Annotated in this window: 21 protein-coding genes; 7 read left to right on the forward strand and 14 right to left on the reverse strand. The window is 70.5% G+C overall.

Features of this window, described 5'->3' with window-relative positions; genetic code table 11:
• The first annotated feature begins 12 nt into the window (after nucleotides 1-12).
• Complete coding sequence (locus H8B08_RS19135; protein WP_370545439.1) at nucleotides 13-684, forward strand: DUF484 family protein; 672 nt, start codon at nucleotides 13-15, stop codon at nucleotides 682-684.
• Nucleotides 681-1,595: a tyrosine recombinase XerC gene (locus H8B08_RS07235; protein WP_370545431.1), complete on the forward strand. Its 915-nt coding sequence runs from the start codon at nucleotides 681-683 to the stop codon at nucleotides 1,593-1,595. Before H8B08_RS19135 ends, H8B08_RS07235 begins: the two co-directional genes overlap by 4 nt.
• Here H8B08_RS07235 and H8B08_RS07240 read toward each other — a convergent pair.
• The 8 genes from H8B08_RS07240 to H8B08_RS07275 all read right to left on the reverse strand — a co-directional run bounded on the left by H8B08_RS07240 (nucleotide 1,568) and on the right by H8B08_RS07275 (nucleotide 8,066).
• Nucleotides 1,568-1,930 (reverse strand): GIY-YIG nuclease family protein, encoded by a 363-nt coding sequence (locus H8B08_RS07240; RefSeq protein WP_187449535.1) that lies wholly within the window; start codon nucleotides 1,928-1,930, stop codon nucleotides 1,568-1,570. The genes H8B08_RS07235 and H8B08_RS07240 overlap by 28 nt on opposite strands.
• Before the next feature lie 149 nt (nucleotides 1,931-2,079).
• The gene (gene lpdA, locus H8B08_RS07245; protein ID WP_187449536.1) at nucleotides 2,080-3,486 is read right to left on the reverse strand and encodes a dihydrolipoyl dehydrogenase; all 1,407 of its coding nucleotides are present in this window, start codon (nucleotides 3,484-3,486) and stop codon (nucleotides 2,080-2,082) included.
• Nucleotides 3,487-3,630: 144 nt separating this feature from the next.
• A complete protein-coding gene (locus H8B08_RS07250) occupies nucleotides 3,631-4,152 on the reverse strand; it encodes a hypothetical protein (RefSeq protein WP_187449537.1) in 522 nt (173 codons plus the stop codon).
• A gap of 114 nt (nucleotides 4,153-4,266) precedes the next feature.
• Complete coding sequence (rimM, locus tag H8B08_RS07255) at nucleotides 4,267-4,803, reverse strand: ribosome maturation factor RimM (protein WP_187449538.1); 537 nt, start codon at nucleotides 4,801-4,803, stop codon at nucleotides 4,267-4,269.
• A 104-nt stretch (nucleotides 4,804-4,907) separates the two neighbouring features.
• A complete protein-coding gene (gene rpsP, locus H8B08_RS07260; RefSeq protein WP_187449539.1) occupies nucleotides 4,908-5,366 on the reverse strand; it encodes a 30S ribosomal protein S16 in 459 nt (152 codons plus the stop codon).
• A 24-nt stretch (nucleotides 5,367-5,390) separates the two neighbouring features.
• Nucleotides 5,391-6,947 carry a signal recognition particle protein gene (gene ffh, locus H8B08_RS07265; protein ID WP_187449540.1) on the reverse strand — a complete coding sequence of 519 codons (1,557 nt, stop codon included), beginning with the start codon at nucleotides 6,945-6,947 and terminating at the stop codon, nucleotides 5,391-5,393.
• Nucleotides 6,948-7,110: 163 nt separating this feature from the next.
• Complete coding sequence (locus tag H8B08_RS07270; RefSeq protein WP_187449541.1) at nucleotides 7,111-7,581, reverse strand: hypothetical protein; 471 nt, start codon at nucleotides 7,579-7,581, stop codon at nucleotides 7,111-7,113.
• Between the two features lie 77 nt (nucleotides 7,582-7,658).
• Nucleotides 7,659-8,066 (reverse strand): metallopeptidase family protein, encoded by a 408-nt coding sequence (locus H8B08_RS07275; RefSeq protein ID WP_187449542.1) that lies wholly within the window; start codon nucleotides 8,064-8,066, stop codon nucleotides 7,659-7,661.
• A gap of 98 nt (nucleotides 8,067-8,164) precedes the next feature.
• Between H8B08_RS07275 and H8B08_RS07280 the strand changes: the two genes are divergently transcribed.
• Together H8B08_RS07280 and H8B08_RS07285 are read left to right on the forward strand one after the other, a co-directional pair.
• A complete protein-coding gene (locus H8B08_RS07280; protein ID WP_187449543.1) occupies nucleotides 8,165-8,464 on the forward strand; it encodes a hypothetical protein in 300 nt (99 codons plus the stop codon).
• A gap of 51 nt (nucleotides 8,465-8,515) precedes the next feature.
• The gene (locus tag H8B08_RS07285) at nucleotides 8,516-8,923 is read left to right on the forward strand and encodes a hypothetical protein (protein WP_187449680.1); all 408 of its coding nucleotides are present in this window, start codon (nucleotides 8,516-8,518) and stop codon (nucleotides 8,921-8,923) included.
• 105 nt (nucleotides 8,924-9,028) lie between these two features.
• Here H8B08_RS07285 and H8B08_RS07290 read toward each other — a convergent pair whose 3' ends face one another.
• The gene (locus H8B08_RS07290; RefSeq protein WP_187449544.1) at nucleotides 9,029-9,619 is read right to left on the reverse strand and encodes a hypothetical protein; all 591 of its coding nucleotides are present in this window, start codon (nucleotides 9,617-9,619) and stop codon (nucleotides 9,029-9,031) included.
• An 82-nt stretch (nucleotides 9,620-9,701) separates the two neighbouring features.
• Between H8B08_RS07290 and H8B08_RS07295 the strand changes: the two genes are divergently transcribed.
• The gene (locus H8B08_RS07295; protein WP_187449545.1) at nucleotides 9,702-11,996 is read left to right on the forward strand and encodes a PAS domain-containing sensor histidine kinase; all 2,295 of its coding nucleotides are present in this window, start codon (nucleotides 9,702-9,704) and stop codon (nucleotides 11,994-11,996) included.
• 177 nt (nucleotides 11,997-12,173) lie between these two features.
• Here the strand turns inward: H8B08_RS07295 and H8B08_RS07300 are convergent, their stop codons facing one another.
• From H8B08_RS07300 to sdhC, 5 genes are read right to left on the reverse strand one after another with little or no spacing between them, the layout of a single operon-like run.
• Nucleotides 12,174-12,494, reverse strand: coding sequence for a 2Fe-2S iron-sulfur cluster-binding protein (locus H8B08_RS07300; RefSeq protein ID WP_187449546.1), 321 nt, complete (start codon nucleotides 12,492-12,494; stop codon nucleotides 12,174-12,176).
• Between the two features lies 1 nt (nucleotide 12,495).
• A complete protein-coding gene (locus H8B08_RS07305; protein ID WP_187449547.1) occupies nucleotides 12,496-13,278 on the reverse strand; it encodes a succinate dehydrogenase iron-sulfur subunit in 783 nt (260 codons plus the stop codon).
• 19 nt (nucleotides 13,279-13,297) lie between these two features.
• A complete protein-coding gene (sdhA, locus tag H8B08_RS07310) occupies nucleotides 13,298-15,085 on the reverse strand; it encodes a succinate dehydrogenase flavoprotein subunit (RefSeq protein WP_187449548.1) in 1,788 nt (595 codons plus the stop codon).
• A 2-nt stretch (nucleotides 15,086-15,087) separates the two neighbouring features.
• Nucleotides 15,088-15,477, reverse strand: a complete 390-nt coding sequence (sdhD, locus tag H8B08_RS07315; RefSeq protein ID WP_370545432.1) for a succinate dehydrogenase, hydrophobic membrane anchor protein — start codon at nucleotides 15,475-15,477, stop codon at nucleotides 15,088-15,090.
• A complete protein-coding gene (gene sdhC / locus H8B08_RS07320) occupies nucleotides 15,474-15,911 on the reverse strand; it encodes a succinate dehydrogenase, cytochrome b556 subunit (RefSeq protein WP_187449549.1) in 438 nt (145 codons plus the stop codon). Before sdhC ends, sdhD begins: the two co-directional genes overlap by 4 nt.
• A gap of 212 nt (nucleotides 15,912-16,123) precedes the next feature.
• On the opposite strand from sdhC, the gene H8B08_RS07325 reads away from it, so the two are divergent.
• The gene (locus H8B08_RS07325; protein ID WP_187449550.1) at nucleotides 16,124-16,525 is read left to right on the forward strand and encodes a TadE/TadG family type IV pilus assembly protein; all 402 of its coding nucleotides are present in this window, start codon (nucleotides 16,124-16,126) and stop codon (nucleotides 16,523-16,525) included.
• Nucleotides 16,522-18,234 (forward strand): pilus assembly protein TadG-related protein, encoded by a 1,713-nt coding sequence (locus H8B08_RS07330; RefSeq protein ID WP_187449551.1) that lies wholly within the window; start codon nucleotides 16,522-16,524, stop codon nucleotides 18,232-18,234. The genes H8B08_RS07325 and H8B08_RS07330 overlap by 4 nt, the downstream gene beginning before the upstream one ends.
• The last annotated feature ends 31 nt before the right edge of the window (nucleotides 18,235-18,265 follow it).

The following is an 18,265-nucleotide window of genomic DNA, read 5'->3' on the forward strand; positions in this document are numbered from 1 at the left end:
GCCCCGACGGAAATCCCGCCCGCCGCGCGCGAGGAGCTTTCCTGGCCGCAGGTGCGCGCCTTCATCCAGGCTAACCCTGAGCACCTGCTGGGCGACCAGCAGCTGCTCGAGATGCTGCAGCTGAAGCCCAGCCTGGCCGGCAACGTGGTCGACTTCGGCCGCGCCGCCCTGGCCCGGCTGGAGGAAGCCGCCGCCCGCGAGAGCAGCACGCGCAAGGCGATCGAGCAGGTCGCCCGCGCCAACTTCGCCGCCCAGGCCCAGACCCACGCCGTGGTCGTCGACCTGCTGGAGAGCCGCAATCACGCGGACCTCGCCCGCCGGCTCGACGCCGCCGCCAAGAACCGCTTCGGCCTTGTCACCGGCGTGATCGCGCTGGAGAAGCCGGGCGGGGTGCCGTTCGGCTGGCGCTCCCTGGAAGAGGGCGACGTCGACGCCGTGCTCGGCCCGCACGGCCTGTCGCGCCTGGGGCCGGCCCCGGTCGACGAGGAACTGTTCGGCAAGGAAGCGGAAGCGGTGAAGAGCGCCGCCCTGGTGCGCCTGGCCCTGTGGGAGCCGGCCCGCCACGCCGTGGTCGCCTTCGGTTCCCCCGACCCGGAGGGCTTCAGCCCCGAGATGGGCGCCGAACTGGTCGCCTTCCTCGCCCGCGTCGTCGAGCGCACCGCCGAGCGGTGGCCGGTCCTGTGACCGCCCGCGAGGCGGTCCGGGCCTGGCTCGACCACCTCGCCCACGAGCGCCGCTGCTCGCCCCGCACCCTGGAGGCCTATTCGCACCAGGTCGGAACCTGCCTGAGCTTCCTCGAACGCCACAAGGGCGGGCCGCTGTCGGCCCGTGACCTCGGCGACGTGTCGGCTGGGGACCTGCGCGCCTACCTGGCCTTCCGGCGGCGCGGCGAGGACGCCCTGTCGGCCCGCTCGCTGGGCCAGGCCCTGGCCGCCATCCGCAGCTTCTACGGCTGGTTGGACCGCCGGCAGGGGATCGCCAACGCGCAGATCGCTCTGGTGAAGGGCCCGCGCGTGCCGCCGTCCCTGCCACGGCCGATCACCGAGGACCAGGCCAGAGGCGTGCTGGCCGAGCCCGAACTGGATCCCGACCGCGAGGACTGGGAAGCCGCGCGCGACGCCGCCGTCCTGACCCTGCTGTACGGCTGCGGCCTGCGGATTTCCGAGGGCCTGTCGCTGACCCGCGCCGACGCGCCCCTGCCCGAGACCCTGCGCATCACTGGCAAGGGCGGCAAGACCCGCATGGTGCCGGTGCTGCCGGCCGTGCGCGCCGCGGTCGACGCCTACCTGGCCGAGGTCCCGTTCGCCTTGGCCCCCGACCAGCCGCTGTTCCGCGCCAAGCGTGGCGGGGCGCTGTCGCCGCGCCACGTGCAGGCCACCGTGCAGCGCCTGCGCGGGCGCTTGGGGTTGCCCGACAGCGCCACCCCGCACGCGCTCCGCCACAGCTTCGCCACCCACCTGCTGGGGGCCGGCGCCGACCTGCGCTCGATCCAGGAGCTGCTCGGCCACGCCTCGCTGTCGACCACTCAGCAGTACGCGGCGGTGGACGCCGAACGCCTGCTCAGCGCCTACGCCAAGGCGCATCCGCGGGGGTGAACTCCGAGCGGCTGGGCGTGAAGCCTGGCCAGCCAGATGGTCTGGCGAAGCTTCAGCTCGCCGTCACGGGTCTGGGCTGGGAAGTCGTCGCGCAGGCGCTCGAGCTCCTCGAACCTGAACGCGTCCGCCCCGTGCTCGTCCCACGCGGCCTGCAGGTCGCAATAGGCGCTGCCCCCTTGGCTGAGGGCCCGCCATAGATCGGTCTGCTGGAGGTCGAGATCGCCGCCGCGCCCGATCCAGACCTCGCCCGTGTCGCAGCAGATCACCGCATAGACACCGTAGGCCTGCGCTCGATCATCGCCCGCGACGACGGCCTTCTCAGCACGCTGGTCCATGACGGTCTCCACATTTCACCCGGGCGATATAGGTCGATATTTTATCCGGGTAAATAGGTGGGCGCTGTCGCTCGGCCACAAGGGCCGACAGAACGAAAAAGGGGCGGACCTTTCGGTCCGCCCCTCGCATTCTCGGCTTTCGACTAGGCTTACGCCTGCATGATCCAGCCTTCGACGCCCATCATGGCCTGACGGACGGCTTCCGAGCGGGTCGGGTGCGGGTGGCAGGTGCGGGCCACGTCTTCCGAGGCGCCGCCGAAGGCCATCGCCACGCAGGCCTCGCCGATCATCTCGCCGACCTGCGGGCCCATCATGTGGACGCCCAGGATCTTGTCGGTGGTGGCGTCGGCCAGGACCTTCACGAAGCCCTCGGTCTCGTGGTTGATCTTGGCGCGGCTGTTGGCGGTGAACGGGAACTTGCCGGTCTTGTAGGCGACGCCCGCGGCCTTCAGCTCGTCCTCGGTCTTGCCGACCCAGGCCACCTCCGGGAAGGTGTAGACGACGCTCGGGACCAGATTGTAGTCCACGTGGCCGGCCTTGCCCGCGATCATCTCGATGCAGGCGACCGCGTCTTCTTCCGCCTTGTGGGCCAGCATCGGGCCCAGGATGACGTCGCCGATGGCCCAGACGCCCGGCGCGGCGGTCTTGAAGTGGTCGGTCGGGATGAAGCCGCGCGCGTCGGTGGCGACGCCCACGCTCTCCAGGCCGAGGCCCGCCGTGTACGGCTTGCGGCCGATGGCGACCAGAACGACGTCGCCCTTGATGGTCTCGGCCGCGCCGCCCTTGGAGGGCTCGACGGTCAGCTCGACGCCGTCCTTGCCGGTCTTGGCGGCGGTGACCTTGGTGCCCAGCTTGAACTTCATGCCCTGCTTGGTCAGGGCGCGCTGGAAGGCGGTCGCCATGTCGGCGTCCATGCCCGGCGTGATGCGGTCGAGGAATTCGATCACGGTGACCTCGGCGCCGAGGCGACGCCACACCGAACCCAGCTCCAGGCCGATGATGCCGGCGCCGACGACGATCAGGCTCTTGGGCACGCCCGGCAGCGACAGGGCGCCAGTGGAGTCCACGATCTGCTTCTGGTCGAAGGCCACGCCCGGAAGCCCCGTGGGCTCCGAGCCGGTGGCGATGACGATGTTCCTGGCCGCCAGCATGGTCTTGGAGCCGTCGGCGGCGGTCACCTCGACCTGGCCCTGGCCGGCGATGCGGCCGAAGCCCTTCACCCAGTCGACCTTGTTCTTCTTGAACAGGAACTCGATGCCCTTGGTCAGCGCGGTGACGCTCTCGGCCTTGGACTTCATCATCTGGCCGAGGTTCAGCTTCGGCGCGACCTCGATGCCGATCGAGGCGAAGTCCTTGCCGGCGGCTTCAAACAGCTCGGAAGCGTGCAGCAGGGCCTTGGAGGGCATGCAGCCGACGTTCAGGCAGGTGCCGCCCAGGGTCTCGCGGCCTTCCACGCAGGCCGCCTTCAGCCCCAGTTGCCCGGCGCGGATCGCGGCGTTGTAGCCGCCCGGTCCGCCGCCGATGATCACCACGTCGTACTGCGCCGCTTCAGCCATCGTTCGGTCCTGTTCGAAAAGCGGGCGCACACTAGTGCCGCGCGCCGCCGCGTCAACGGCCGCGTCGGGAGCCGGCGTGGCCGCGGGCTCCACATAATCGCTTGTGAGCGGATCTGCAGCCTCGCCGCGACCCGCCCGAGCTTTTCAAGCGAGCCGACCTCGGTCGGGCCGGCCCGACGCGATCATGAACAGGCCGATCAGCACCGCGCCCACGATCACCGTGTAGCGCAGGTCGCCGGCCGCCAGCGCGTCGAGCACGCCGGAGAACACGCCGCCCTGCTGGCCGCCGCCGAGCAGGTTCAGCACCAGGTCGGCGGCGAAGGCGGCCCCGTAGGCCAGGGTGGCGCGCATGCTGCCGTTGGCGAACAGGACGGCGGCGATCAGGTAGAGCGCGATGGCCCCGGCCCACAGCGCGATTACCGGAAAGTCGTGGGTCTCCACCGCCTCGGCGGCGGCCTGGCCCTGCACCGAGCCTTCGGCCAGGGTGGCGATCCCGCCGCCCGGCTCGCTCATCCCCGGCCCGCCGACGTCGATCGGGTCGGCCGCGACCGAGCGGTTGTGGGTCGGCGGCTGCGGGCCCGAGAACATGGCGACCACGCCCGGCACGGCGATCCAGGCCACGTAGGCCAGGATCAGAACGACGACGATCCAGCGCAGGGCTTTCATGTCCCGGCTCCCCTCACAATCCGGGGAACATGGTTACCGCAAAGCCGGGTCGGGCAGAAGACGGGAAGCGTGGCGGGGGAACTCCGCAACGCGGCGCCAAGCCGGCTGGCTTACTCAGTCCGGCTCGCGCTCGGACGTCTCGGCCGGGCGCACGGCGATCACCTTGCCCTCGGCGACGCGCACTTCGGGCACGGCTTCGCGGGTGAAGGGCAGGTACCAGGTCGGACGGCCGTCGCCCGAGTCGATCTCCAGCAGGTCGCCGGCCCCGAAGTTCGGCACCGCCTTCACCTTGCCCAGCACATCGCCCTCGGGCGTCACGGCGGACAGGCCGATCAGGTCGGTCAGGTAGAACTCGTCCTCGTCCGGCTCGGGCAGGGCCTCGCGCGACACGTAGAGGCGAAGCCCGCGCAGGGCGTCGGCCTGCTCCTTGGTCTCGATCTCCGGCACGCGCGCGACGATGCCGTCCTTCACCACGCGGGCGCTGGCGATGGTCAGGGCCGGCGACCCGTCCTCGCGCTTGAGCGCGCGGTAGGTTTTCAGCGCCATCGGATCCTCGGTGTAGGTCGAGATGCGCACCTCGCCGCGCACGCCGAACGAGCCGGCCACGCGTCCGACCTGGACCAGCCGCTTCTCCGGGTTCGTATCGCTCATCGCCTCACTCCGCGGGCCCCAAACAAGAACGCTGCGGCCCCGGGTTTCCCCGCGACCGCAGCGCGCCTCGCTCCCGCCGAAGCGGGAGGTCGTTCAGATCAGGCTCAGGCTTCTTCCGAAGCGGCCGGAGCTTCTTCGGCCGGAGCTTCCGGTTCCGGAGCCGGGGCCGGGGCGGCCGCGGCGGCGGCGGCTTCAGCCTTGGCGGCGGCTTCGGCTTCGGCGCGGTCGGCTTCGCGCTGGGCGCGCTCGGCGGCGCGCTCCTGGGCCTTCTTGCCCGGCTGGGCCTTCTGCGGGTTGTTGCCGTGCTCCCACTTCACGAGGCCTTCGGCGGCCAGGAAGCGCGCGACGCGGTCGGTCGGCTGGGCGCCCTTGCCCAGCCACTCCTGGATGCGATCGAGCTTCAGGGTGACGCGCGGCTGCGGGCCGTCCTTGGCCAGCATCGGGTTGTAGGCGCCGACCTTCTCCAGGAAGCGGCCGTCGCGCGGGGCGCGGCTGTCGGCGACGACGATGGAGTAGTACGGGCGCTTCTTGGCGCCGCCACGGGCGAGACGGATCTTCAGCATTGGGGTTCCTTTCGGGGGATCGTCTTATTTCTTGGGTTTCATGCCGGGCAGGCCGGGGAAGCCCCCGCCCAGACCGGGAAGTTGTGCGCCGCCGAGACCGGGCAGGCCGCCCGGGGCTTCGGTGGTGTCTCCTTGAGGCAGCTTGCCGCCGCCCAGAGCCTTGAGGCGCGCGAGGTCGGGGCCGCCCAGACCACCGGGCATTCCGCCGGGCATGCCGCCCGGCATGCCGCCGCCGCCCATGCCCATCATGCGGGCCATGTTGGCCAGGCCCTTGCCGCCGCCGCGGCTCATCATCTTGAAGGCGTCCGACATCTGCCGGTGCTGCTTCAGCAGGCGGTTGATCTCGGCCACATCGACCCCGGCGCCGGCCGCGATGCGGCGCTTGCGCGAGGCGTTCAGCAGGTCGGGCTTCTTCCGCTCGGCCTTGGTCATCGACGAGATGATGGCCTCCTGGCGGCCCAGCATCTTGTCGGCGACGTTGTTCTCTTCGAGCTGCTTCTTGATCTTCTGGACGCCGGGCAGCAGGCCCATGATGCCCTGCATGCCGCCCATCTTGCGGACCTGCTTCAGCTGGTCGGCCAGGTCGTCCATGTCGAACTGGCCCTTGGCCAGCTTGCGGGCCATCTTCTCCGCCTTGGCGGCGTCGAGATCGGCGGCGGCCTTTTCGACCAGCGAGACGATGTCGCCGTGGCCCAGGATGCGGCCGGCCACGCGGCGGGCGTCGAACACGTCCAGCGCGTCGGTCTTTTCGCCGGCCCCCAGGAACTTGATCGGCAGGCCGGTGACCGCGCGCATGCTGAGCATGGCGCCGCCGCGGGCGTCGCCGTCGGCGCGGGTCAGGATCAGGCCGGTGAGCGGCAGGCGTTCGTGGAAGGCGCGGGCGGTGCGCACCGCGTCCTGGCCGGTCAGGCTGTCGGCGACCAGGATGGTCTCGGTCGGGTTGGAGATCTTCGCGATCTCCGCCGCCTCGGCCATCATCGCCTCGTCCAGCGTGGTGCGGCCGGCGGTGTCCAGGATCAGGACGTCATAGCCGCCCAGCTTGGCGGCCTGCAGGGCGCGCCGGGCGATGTCGGCCGGCGGCTGGCCGGCGACGATCGGCAGGACGGCGACGTCGATCTGCTCGCCGAGCGTCTGCAGCTGCTCCATGGCGGCCGGACGACGCACGTCCAGCGAGGCCATCATGACCTTCTTGCGCTCGGCCTTGGTGATCCGCAGCGCCAGCTTGGCCGAGGTGGTGGTCTTACCCGAGCCCTGCAGGCCGGCCATCAGGATGACGGCGGGCGGCACCGCGTTCAGGTTCAGCGGCTCGGCCTCGTCGCCGCCCAGCATCTCGACCAGACCGTCGTAGACGATCTTGACCACCTGGTCGGCCGGCTTGACCGAGCGGATGACTTCTTCGCCGGTCGCGCGCTCGCGCGCCTTCGAGATGAAGTCCTTGACCACCGGCAGGGCGACGTCGGCCTCGAGCAGGGCCACGCGCACTTCGCGCAGCGCCTCGTCGACGTCCTTTTCGGTCAGCACGCCGCGACCGGTCAGCCGGTCGAAAACGCCAGACAGTCGCTCGTTAAGTGCGTCGAACATCAAGTCCACCTATCGCCCAAACACGTTCGACCCCCGTGGACGATCACGTCGACGGGGGGCCTCGCCGCCCTCGTCCGATATGGTGGTCGGGGTCGTGGCGGTGGAGGGCGCAGAACGAGTTTGCGCCGGAAGGTCGCGCCTATGCGCGCGTAAGACCAGAGAGTCAAGCCGCCGGGGTGGCGGGGGCGGTCGGAGCGGCCGGGGCCGGCGGCGGGGCCGCGCCGTTGCAGGAGGCCTCGGAGACCTTGTTCGCTTCCAGGTCGAAGACGACGCGAATCTGCTCGCAGCCGCCGTCCGAAATTTCGCGCGGCAGGCCGGCCTTTCGGACGCGCTGCACCTCGCCCACGCGCTGGGGCGAGGCCATGTTCCAGTTCTGGGGATTGCGCTGCTGGTGCTCTTTGACGTCGCGGATCCAGGTGCGCTGGTACAGGCCCAGGATCACCGGGCGGCCGTCGACCACCGAGCGCGCGTAGTAGCGGTCATAGTCGTAGAGCGCGCGGGCGCCCTTCGGCAGGGTCAGGGCGGACTCCAGCCGCGCCACCTCGGCGGCGGTGGGAACGTCCGGAGCCGCGCCCGCCACGCCCGGGAACGCGGTCGCGACGACCACCAGCGCTGCACACGCACCTTTCAGCATTCGCACGAGGCTTCCCCGTTCCGTCCGTCCCGCGACGATGGCATCAACCCGGCGTCCGCGCCAAGGGCTCCGTCGCCTCAGTCCGTCGCGTCCTCGATGGCGTGGATGTCGTCGTCGGACAGGCCGAAGTGGTGGCCGATCTCGTGGATCAGCACGTGCTCGATCAGGGCGCCCAGGGTCACGTCGCCGCGCTCGGCCCATTCGTCCAGGATCGGTCGGCGGTAGAGGAACACCATCGAGGCGTGCGGCAGCGGGTCCAGCACCGAGCGGCGCGCCAGGTCGACCCCGTGGTAGAGCCCGGTCAGCTCGAACGGGTCCTCGATGCCCAGCGAGTCCAGCGTCTCCTCGTCGGCGAAGTCCGCGACCCGGAACTGCACCTCGCCGGCCGCGGCGCGAAATTCCTCAGGCAGGCGGGCGTAGGCCTCTTCGGCCAGGGCTGTGAACTCGTCGAGGGTCGGGGCGTGCAGGTCGATGTGTCGGCGCATGCCTCACATATGCGGGCTTAAGCCGCGCTTGCGAAGGGCGCGACGCGGGCCTTCGTTCGCGCTATGAAGGCCGCGCACTTTGACTACGAGGCCGACGAATGATCCTGCGCGCTTCCCGCACCCTGCTGACCGTCGTGGGTCTGGCCGCGGCGCTGGCCGCCTGCTCGGGCGGCGGCGACGACGAGGCCCGTGGGGACGCCGCGGTGGTGGAGTTCGCGCCGGAGCCGGCCACCCAGCCGGTCGCGCCCGAGCCGGAAGCCGCCGCGCCCGCGCCGGAGGCCGGAGCCGCCGATCCGGACGGCCTGCCCGACGCCCCGATCCCCTACGACCAGCTGCAGGGCGAAAAGGCCGCCAACGCGCCGACCCCGCAGAAGTCGGACGAGAACCTCTTCTATTGATCTGACGCGCCGCTTCGGGTCCGATCAGTGATCGGACCCGAGGGGGACATCATGAATTCGCGCACGCTCGTCGCTTCGACGATCGCCTTTCTGATCGCCGGGACCGCCGTGGCCGCGCCTACGCCCGAGCCGGCCGCGGAATCCCCGCACCTGAGCGCCTGCGCCGGACCGAAGGCCGCCTGCGCCGCGAACCAGGCGGCCGCCGCCCGAAGCTGGAAAATGGCGATGGCGGGCGACCGCGTGGCTCAGCGAGACCTCGCCGCGATCCTGGCCCGTGGCGCCGACGGGGTCGCCGCCGCGCCGGTGAGGGCGTGCGCGTGGCGGATCGTGATCGCCGAGGCGCGCGGCCCGTCCGGCGCCGACGTCGCCAACCTGCGGGCCGACTGCGGCCGGCTGGGCGCCGCCGGGCAGGCCGACGCCGAGCGGCTGGCGCGCGCGATCGCCGCGCGCATCGGCTAATTTTCGGATCCGAAATCCTCGTCCTTCGACAAGCTCAGGATGAGGATTTCTACTGTGCTTTGAGTAGCCCTCATCCTGAGCCTGTCGAAGGACGAGGGCGGTGCCTCACTCGTCCGGAATGATGGTGTCGGGCGCTTCGGGCGGCCGATACTCGAACAGGCCGACGTCCAGCGGCTGCTGCGGCTTCACCGGCTTCAGCGGCTGGCGGGCCATGGCGCGCAGGGCGTCGGGCTCCAGGGTCTCGGCCTGCGGGTCGCGCCGGGCCGAGCGGGCCTGGATCAGCGCCTTGGCCTCTTCGGCTCCGACCAGCTTCCAGTAGGCGACCGACAGCCGCCAGACCGTGCGGTGGTGCTTGGCCGGCTGCGGCCAGCGCCGGCCGTCCTCGTAGGTCGGACTGATCGGCCCCAGCGCCGGGCGGCGGCCGCGCTCGGCGGCCAACACTTCGCGCAGGCTGCAGTAGCGGTCTTCGGGGGCCAGGACCGTGCGCTTGCCCGGCCGGTCGTCCTCCAGCCGGCCGGCGTAGGCGTCCAGCGCCGCCTCGCGGGTCTCGAAGGCCGGGCCGGCCTCCTCGACCACGAAGCGCACCTCGCCCTTGCCGCGGGTGCGGGCCTCGCGTTCGCGGGCGGCGCGGGCCACCGGGGCGGCGAGCGCGCGTTCGGCACTGTCGGCGACGGGATAGAGCACGGTCATCGACACCGGTTATCGGGTCGGCGGGTCGCGCCGACAAGGGCGCGCGTGCACGTTATGCTGACCTCTGATTCGGAAGAGCAGAGCGCCCATGGCCGCTTCAGACATCGCGTTCGCCGCCGCCGCCGGGGCGACCGCGCTGGCGCTGTCGACCACCCTTTGGACCTGGCGGTTCCGCCGCCGGGCGGAGGCGCGCGCCGGCGACCTGGAAGCCCGCCTGGCCGCCGTGCAGGCCGCCCTGTCGGAAGCCGAGGCCGCCACCGCCGCCTTCGAGGGCGCGCTGGTCGCGGTGGAGGGCGAGGAAGCCCGCCTGGTCTGGGGCGACGAGGCGCTGGAGACCGCCGCCGCCGCCCTGGAGGTCGAGGCCGACTCCGCGTCGGTCCTGCAGGCCGTCGCCCGCATCGCCCCCGAATACGGCGTGAAGCTGCGCACCCTGCTGGAGCGCGGCGAGCCCTGCCGCTTCCTGGTGCAGACCTCGCGCGGCGCCCTGGTGGTCGAAGGCCGCCCGTCCGGCGCCATCGCCTGGGTGCGCATCACCCCGGCCGGCGACGCCGTGCCCGGCGGCAAGTTCGCGGGTCTGGCCGACCGTCTGCCCAACCCGGCCTGGATCACCGACGGCCGCGGCGCCCTGGTGTGGGCCAACCGCGCCTGGCTGGAGGCGGCGGAAGCCACCTCGCTGGACGACGCGCGGGCCAGGAACGCCACCTTCGACCGCGGCGCCGACGCCCTGCTGTCCGAAGCCTTCCAACTGCGCGCGCGACGCGAGGGCTTCCGCTGGGTGACGGTCGGCGGCCAGCGGCGCGCCTACCGGGTCGCCGCCGAGCCGGTCGGCGAGGACGAGGTCGCCGCCTTCGCGATCGACGTCACGGAGGCGGAGGAGACCCGCGAGGCCCTGCGCCGCCACGTCGCCGCCCACGACGAGACCCTGAACCACCTGGCCGACGCGGTGGCGATCTTCGGGCCGGAGAAGCGGCTCAGCTATCACAACACCGCCTTCCAGGAGCTGTGGGCGCTGGAGGCCGGCTGGCTGGCCGAACGGCCGACCCACGGCGAGCTGCTGGACCGCCTGCGCCAGCGCCGCCGTCTGCCCGAGACGGTCGAGTACACCAAGTGGAAGGCGGCCGAGCTGGAGTTCTATGGCTCGACCGCCGTGGCGCCCGACGACCTGTGGAGCCTGCCCGACGGGCGCACGCTTCGCGTGGTTCGCCAGCCGCACCCGATGGGCGGCCTCTTGCTGCTGTTCTCCGACATCACCGGCGAGCTGAAGCTGCGGGCCCAGTACAACGCCCTGATCCAGGTGCAGAAGGCCACGCTCGACAAGCTGAACGACGCGGTCGCGGTGTTCGGTTCGGACGGGCGCTTACGCCTGCACAACGAGGCCTTCGAGCGGTTCTGGAACGTCACGGGCGAGCAGATCGGCGAGGCCGGCGACTTCGACCGCGTGGCCGAGCTGTGCCGGCCGCTGCTGCACGACGCGGCCCTGTGGACCGAACTGAAGGGCAAGGTCGCCGACACCGACCCGCGGGCGCGCGCGCCGATGACCGGCGAAGCGCGCACCTCCGACCGCCGCGTGGTCGCCTACCAGTCGCGGCCGCTGCCGGACGGCGCGACCCTGATCGGCTTCGACGACGTGACCGCCACCAAGGAGCTGGTGCGCGCCCTCGAGCAACGCTCCGCCGCCCTGGTCGAGGCCGAGCGGCTGAAGCGCGACTTCGTCGGCAACGTCTCCTACGAGCTGCGTACGCCGCTGACGACCATCGTCGGCTATTCCGAGCTGCTGGAGGCGCAAGGGCAGGCCCTGCCGGATCGGGCCCGCAACCATCTGGGCGCGATCAAGACCGCCGCCGCCCAGCTGGCCCGCTCGATCGACGACGTGCTGGACATGGCCCAGATCGACGCCGGCGAAATGGCGCTGGCGATCGAGGACGTGGCCGTGTGCGACGCCCTGGAGGCCGCCGCCCAGCGCGTGCGGGCCGAGATCGAGGGCCGCGGCGGCGCGCTGGTGGTGAGCTGCGCGGCCGACGCCGGGACCATCCGCGCCGACGCGCGCCGGCTCGGCCAGGCGCTGGACCATCTGCTGGACAACGCCGCGCGGGCGACCGCGGCCGGCGGCGTGGTGACGCTCGCCGCCGAGCGCACCGCTTCGGGCGTGCAGCTGACGGTGCGGGACACCGGCCGGGGCATCCCCTACCACCAGCAGGCCCACGTGTTCGACCGCTTCGTCGGCCGCGACCGCGGCGGCCCGGGCCTGGGTCTGGCGCTGGTCAAGGCGCTGGTCGAGCTGCACGGCGGCTGGGTGGCGCTGCAGAGCGAGCCGGGCGCGGGAGCGACCTTCACCATGCACCTGCCCGAGCAGGCGGTCATGGAGCGCGACGCGGCGGAGTGAGCCGCACATCCTCCCCCGAGCGAGCGAAGCGAGCAGTGGGGGAGGGGGACCACGCGAAGCGTGGTGGAGGGGGCTCGCCTTGGCGCGACGGAGCCCGCGCACTCCGCTGGAGCCCCCCTCGGCGGCTAGCGCCGCCTGCTCCCCCCAGCGCTGACGCTCGGGGGGAGATCTAGAGGCTCAGTGCTGGTTTTCCGGCATGCGCACGACCAGGCCGTCCAGCTCGTCGCTGACGCGGATCTGGCAGGACAGGCGCGAGGTCGGCTTCACCTCCTCGGCGAAGTCGAGCATCGACTCCTCCATGGCCGAAGCCGTGCCGGTCTTGGCGATCCAGGCGTCGTCGACATAGACGTGGCAGGTGGCGCAGGCGCAGGCGCCGCCGCAGTCCGCGTCGATGCCCGGGATGTTGTTGCGCACCGCGCCTTCCATGACGGACAGGCCGGTCTTCACCTCCACGACGTGCTCTTTGCCGTCGTGCTCGATGTAGGTGATCTTCGCCAAGTCAGACCGCCCGCTTCGCCAGCATCTTCTTGATTTCGGCGATGGCCTTGGCCGGGTTCAGACCCTTCGGGCACACCTGCGCGCAGTTCATGATGGTGTGGCAGCGATAGAGCTTGAACGGGTCCTCGAGGTCGTCGAGGCGCTTGCCGGTGGCCTCGTCGCGCGAGTCCGCGAGCCAGCGATAGGCCTGCAGCAGCGCGGCCGGGCCCAGGTACTTCTCCTGGTTCCACCAGTAGCTCGGGCACGAGGTCGAGCAGCAGGCGCACAGGATGCACTCGTACAGGCCGTCGAGCTTCTCGCGCTCTTTCGGCGACTGCAGGCGCTCCTTGTCCGGGGCCGGGGTCTCAGTCTGCAGGAACGGCTCGATCGAGGCGTACTGCTCGTAGAACAGGTTCAGGTCCGGAACGAGGTCCTTGACCACCGGCATGTGCGGCAGCGGCGAGATGGTGATGTCGCCCGAGCCGCATTCTTCCCAGCCCTTGGTGCAGGCCAGGGTGTTGCGCCCGTCGATGTTCATCGCGCACGAGCCGCAGATGCCTTCCCGGCAGGACCGGCGGAAGGTCAGGGTCGGGTCGATCTCGTTCTTGATGTGGATCAGGGCGTCCAGCAGCATCGGGCCGTGACGGGTGGTGTCCACCTCGTAGGTGTCCCAGCGCGGGTTGCCGCCGGCTTCCGGGTCGTAGCGGTAGATCTTGAAGGTCTTGACCGACTTGGCGCCGGCCGCGGCCTTCCAGACCTTGCCCTTCTTGACCTTGGAATTGCGGGGGAGCGTGAGCTCGACCATCAGACGGTATCCCTGAAACTCAATACACCCGCGCCTTGGGCGCGATGTAGCTGACCTCGTCGGTCATGGTGTAGGCGTGGACCGGGCGGTAGTCGATCTTCACCGCGCCCGTGGACTGGTCGAGCCAGGCCAGGGTGTGCTTCATCCAGTTGTTGTCGTCGCGCTCGGGGAAGTCCTCGCGCGCGTGGGCCCCGCGGCTCTCGGTGCGGTTCAGCGCGCCGTTCACCGTCACGACCGCCTGACCGATCAGGTTGTCGTACTCCAGGGTCTCGACCAGGTCGGTGTTCCAGATCATGCCGCGGTCGGTGACCTGGATGTCCTTCGACTGGTCCCAGATCTTCGCCAGGCGGTCGACGCCCTGCTGCAGGGTCTCGCCGGTGCGGAACACCGCGGCGTCCTCCTGCATGGCCTTCTGCATGCGCAGGCGCAGCTCCGCGGTCGGCGTGCCGCCCGAGGCGTTGCGGAAGCGATCCAGACGGGCCAGGTGGCCGTCGGTCGCCGCCTGGGCGACGTCCGGCACGGCCGAGTTGCGGTCGACGATCTCGGCGGCGCGCAGGCCGGCGGCGCGGCCGAACACCACCAGGTCGATCAACGAGTTCGAGCCCAGGCGGTTGGCGCCGTGCACCGACACGCAGGCCGCTTCGCCCACGGCCATCAGGCCGGGCACCACCGCGTCCGGGTTGTCGCCGTGCTTGGTGACGACCTCGCCGTGGAAGTTCGTCGGGATGCCGCCCATGTTGTAGTGGACGGTCGGGATGACCGGGATCGGCTCCTTGGTCACGTCGACGCCGGCGAAGATCTTGGCGCTTTCCGAGATGCCCGGCAGGCGCTGGTGGATGATCGCCGGATCCAGGTGGTCCAGGTGCAGGAAGATGTGGTCCTTGTTCGGACCCACGCCGCGGCCTTCACGCACCTCGATGGTCATGGAGCGGCTGACCATGTCGCGCGGGGCCAGGTCCTTCACGGTCGGCGCGTAGCGCTCCATGAAGCGCTCGCCCTGCGAGTTGGTCAGGTAGCCGCCTTCGCCGCGGACGCCTTCGGTGATCAGGCAGCCCGCGCCGTAGATGCCGGTCGGGTGGAACTGCACGAACTCCATGTCCTGCAGCGGCAGGCCGGCGCGCTGCACCATGGCGTTGCCGTCGCCGGTGCAGGTGTGGGCCGAGGTGGCCGAGAAATAGGCGCGGCCGTAGCCGCCGGTGGCCAGGATCACCAGCTTGGCGCGGAAGCGGTGCAGGGTGCCGTCGTCGAGCTTCCAGGCGGTGACGCCCTTGCAGGCGCCGTCTTCCATGATCAGGTCGAGCGCGAAGAACTCGATGAAGAAGTCGACGTCGTTGCGAACGGACTGGCCGTACAGCGTGTGCAGGATGGCGTGGCCGGTGCGGTCGGCGGCGGCGCAGGTGCGCTGCACCGGGGCCTCGCCGAAGTTGCGGGTCATGCCGCCGAAGGCGCGCTGGTAGATCTTGCCTTCGTCGGTGCGCGAGAACGGCACGCCCCAGTGCTCGAGCTCGTAGATCGCGGCCGGCGCGTTGCGGCACAGGTATTCGATGGAGTCCTGGTCGCCCAGCCAGTCCGACCCCTTCACGGTGTCGAACATGTGCCAGCGCCAGTCGTCCTCACCCATGTTGCCGAGCGCGGCCGAGATGCCGCCCTGGGCGGCCACCGTGTGCGAACGGGTCGGGAAGACCTTGGTCACGCAGGCGGTCTTCAGGCCGGCCTGGGCGCAGCCGAGCGCGGCGCGCAGGCCCGAACCGCCGGCGCCCACCACCACCACGTCGTAGGCGTGGTCGACGAACTCGTAGGCGGCCATGGTCAGACTCCGAAGCCGCCGAAGGCGACCATAAGGATGGAAATCACCGTCGCCACGGCCAGAGCGGCGCAGACGACGAAATTCAGGAACAGAGAGAGGCCCTTGCCGAGCGTCTTGTGCAGGTAGTCCTCGATCACCACCCGCATGCCCAGGTGCATGTGGTAGATCGAGACCAGCACGGTCACGGCCAGCAGGGCGGCGTTGATCGGGTTGCGCACGAAGGCCCAGGCGCCGTCGTAGCCGGTGTTCGCGATGGTCCAGGCGCCCCACAGGCCCCAGACGGTCAGCGGGACCAGGATCAGCGAGCTGACGCGTTCCTTGATCCACACGCCGGCGCCGTGGTGGGCCGAACCCAGGCCCTCGACCTTCTTCTTGTCGGTCTCGAAGCTCACAGCACGACCTTTCCGCTGGCGAACAGAGCCGCCCAGAAGGCGACGGTGGCGATCACGGCGAACCAGATCGACAGGGTGGAGAGCGTGCTGGCGGTCTTCGGCGACAGGCCCGCGCCGGTGTCCCACAGCAGGTGCCGCAGGCCCGAGGCCAGGTGATAGAAGGCCGCCGCGCTCAGGCCGAACCAGATCAGGAGGCCCAGCGGCGAGGAGGCGCACTGCAGGAACTGCGCGTACACCGCCGGACCGGCGGCCAGCGCGGCCAGCCAGCCGACCACCGCGAAGGCGCCGACGTACAGCGCCACGCCGGAGGCACGGTGGAGGATCGACCCCAGCATGGTGACGTGCCAGCGCCACACCTGCAGGTGCGGCGACATCGGCCGGACGATGGGCTTCTTGCGGGTCTTGCCCGCCGCGCCCGCACTCGCGTTCGACATGCTTCGCTCAATCCTTCTCGGCCGGATACGACCGGCGACGCGGTTTTAGTCCGTGCGACTCGGCTGTCAACGAAAGCGCGGCCTCCTGAGTGCCCTCAGGGAGCCGTGAATCCGCCCCTGAGCGCGCCTGGCAAAGGGAATCTTCGTTTCAAGCGGAACAGTGGGAAAAGCTGCGCGGTTGGCGGTCGAACTTCGCCGTAAGCGAGGACGACATGCGCAGGCGACGGATGTTGCGGATCGGACGCGACGAGCGCGGGGCGGCCCTGGTCGAGTTTTCGCTGGTCGCGCCGATCCTGCTGAGCCTGACCTTCGGCGTCATCCAGTACGGCCTGCTGCTCTACACCTACAACAACATGCTCAACGCGGCGCGCGAGACCGCGCGCAGCGTGGCGATCGGCTCGGTGAAGGCGGCCGCCGCGCCGGACTTCGCCAAGACCATGCTGGTGACCTGGCCCGCCCCATGGACGGTGACCGCTGACGACAAGGTCAAAATCAATGGCGACGACCATGTGCGGCTGACCATCAGCACGCCGTCCTCGAAAGCCGCGATCATCAACCTCGTGCCGATGCCCGCGACCTTGACCGCCCAGGTCACCATGAGGATCGAGAAGTGAAGGGGCGGGCTCGACTGAAGGCGCTGGCGGCGGATCGTTCCGGCGCTGTCCTGGCCTATGCCGCCCTGACGCTCGGGGTGCTGCTGGGGGTCGGCGCCCTGGCCGTGGACGGCGCCCAGATCTACACGACGAAGACCCGACTTCAGATCGTCGCCGACGCCGCCGCGCTCGCCGCCGCTCAGGAACTGCCGGACACGACCAAGGCCACGGCCTCCGCCCTGGCGGTCGCCGAGGCGAACATGCCGGCGGCCCAGAACGGGGCTGTCCTGCGCGCCTCGGACATCGAGTTCGGCAACTGGGACCCGGACACCCGCAGGTTCACCAAGGGCGGCACGGCGAACGCCGTGCGGGTGGCGGCCGGCCGCACGGGCAGCCGCAGCAATCCCCTGCCCCTGACCCTGGCCAGCGTGTTCGGGTCGAGCGTGACCGACGTCGCGGCCGACAGCATCGGGCTGAAGCGCGTGGTCGAGGTCGCCCTGGTGCTCGACAACACCGGCTCCATGAAGGACGGCGGCAAGATCGACGCCCTGCGCACGGCCGCCGAGGACTTCCTCGACATCGTGTTCGAGAACGCCAACGGCGGCGTGAGGGTCTCGGTCGTGCCCTACGTCGCCTCGGTCAACATCAAGGCTCCGGGCGTCTTCGACTACGCCTGGATGGTCGAGGGCGGGCCGAAGAATCCGACGGTGACCAACCCTTGGGGAACCGGCAATACGGCGGAGGTGCTCGCCGCGACGGCCGCCACGTACGAGGGCGAGAATTTCACGGCCTCGGCGGCGGACAAGCGGGTCAACCCGTGGTCGCTGTTCGAACAGATGAAGGTCGCCTGGAAGGGATGCGTCGAGGCGCGCCCGGCGCCCTACGACACCGAGGACACGCCGCCCGGGACGGGCGACACGCGGTGGGTGCCCTACCTCTGGCCCGACGAGCCGAGCAAGGAGGACAACTCCTCCAACAGCTACATCAAGGACGACGACAAGAGCAAAGCGGCCAAGGACTTCAGGAAGGACGAGAAGTGGGCGCAATTGCAGGCGGACACGTCGAAGTATGACCAGGACCTGAGAATCCCGGGCAAGGTCGACCACGCTCTCAGGGAGACTGGCGGCGCCGACGTCAGCACCTACGGCCCGAACAAGTCCTGCGGCGACCCCATTCAGCCGCTGACCACCGACAAGGGCGTGCTGGTGACCAAGGTGCGCGGCATGGTTCCCTGGCACAACGGCGGGACCATCACCTCCGAGGGCCTGTTCTGGGGCTGGGCGACGCTTTCCCCGACCGCGCCCTTCACCGAGGGCGCCCCTTACAACGTCGACCGGGTCAAGAAGATCGCGGTGATCATGACCGACGGGGAGAACTTCCTGTACGGCGGCTCAAACCCGGACGGCGTGGGCGAGAACTCCGCCTGGTACAACAAGTCCGACTACGGGGCCTACGGCTACCTCGGCAAGAACCGGCTCGGCACCACCGATCCCGACGCGACCACGGCCCCGGTCAACGCCAAGATGCTCAAGATCTGCGCCAACATGAAGGCCAAGGGCATCGAGATCTACACCATCATCCTGCAGGTGCCGAACAAGGCCGCCAAGGACGCGTTCAAGGCCTGCGCCACCCGCGAGGACATGTATTACGACGCCGGTTCCAACGCGGCGCTGAAGGACGCCTTCCGGGACATCGCCGAGCGGATCGGCGAGCTGCGCCTGATCGGCTGACCGTTGCGCCTTCCAAGGTCGGGCGATAGCG

Source organism: Caulobacter sp. 17J80-11, assembly GCF_014349105.1.
In the GTDB taxonomy this organism is placed as follows: domain Bacteria; phylum Pseudomonadota; class Alphaproteobacteria; order Caulobacterales; family Caulobacteraceae; genus 17J80-11.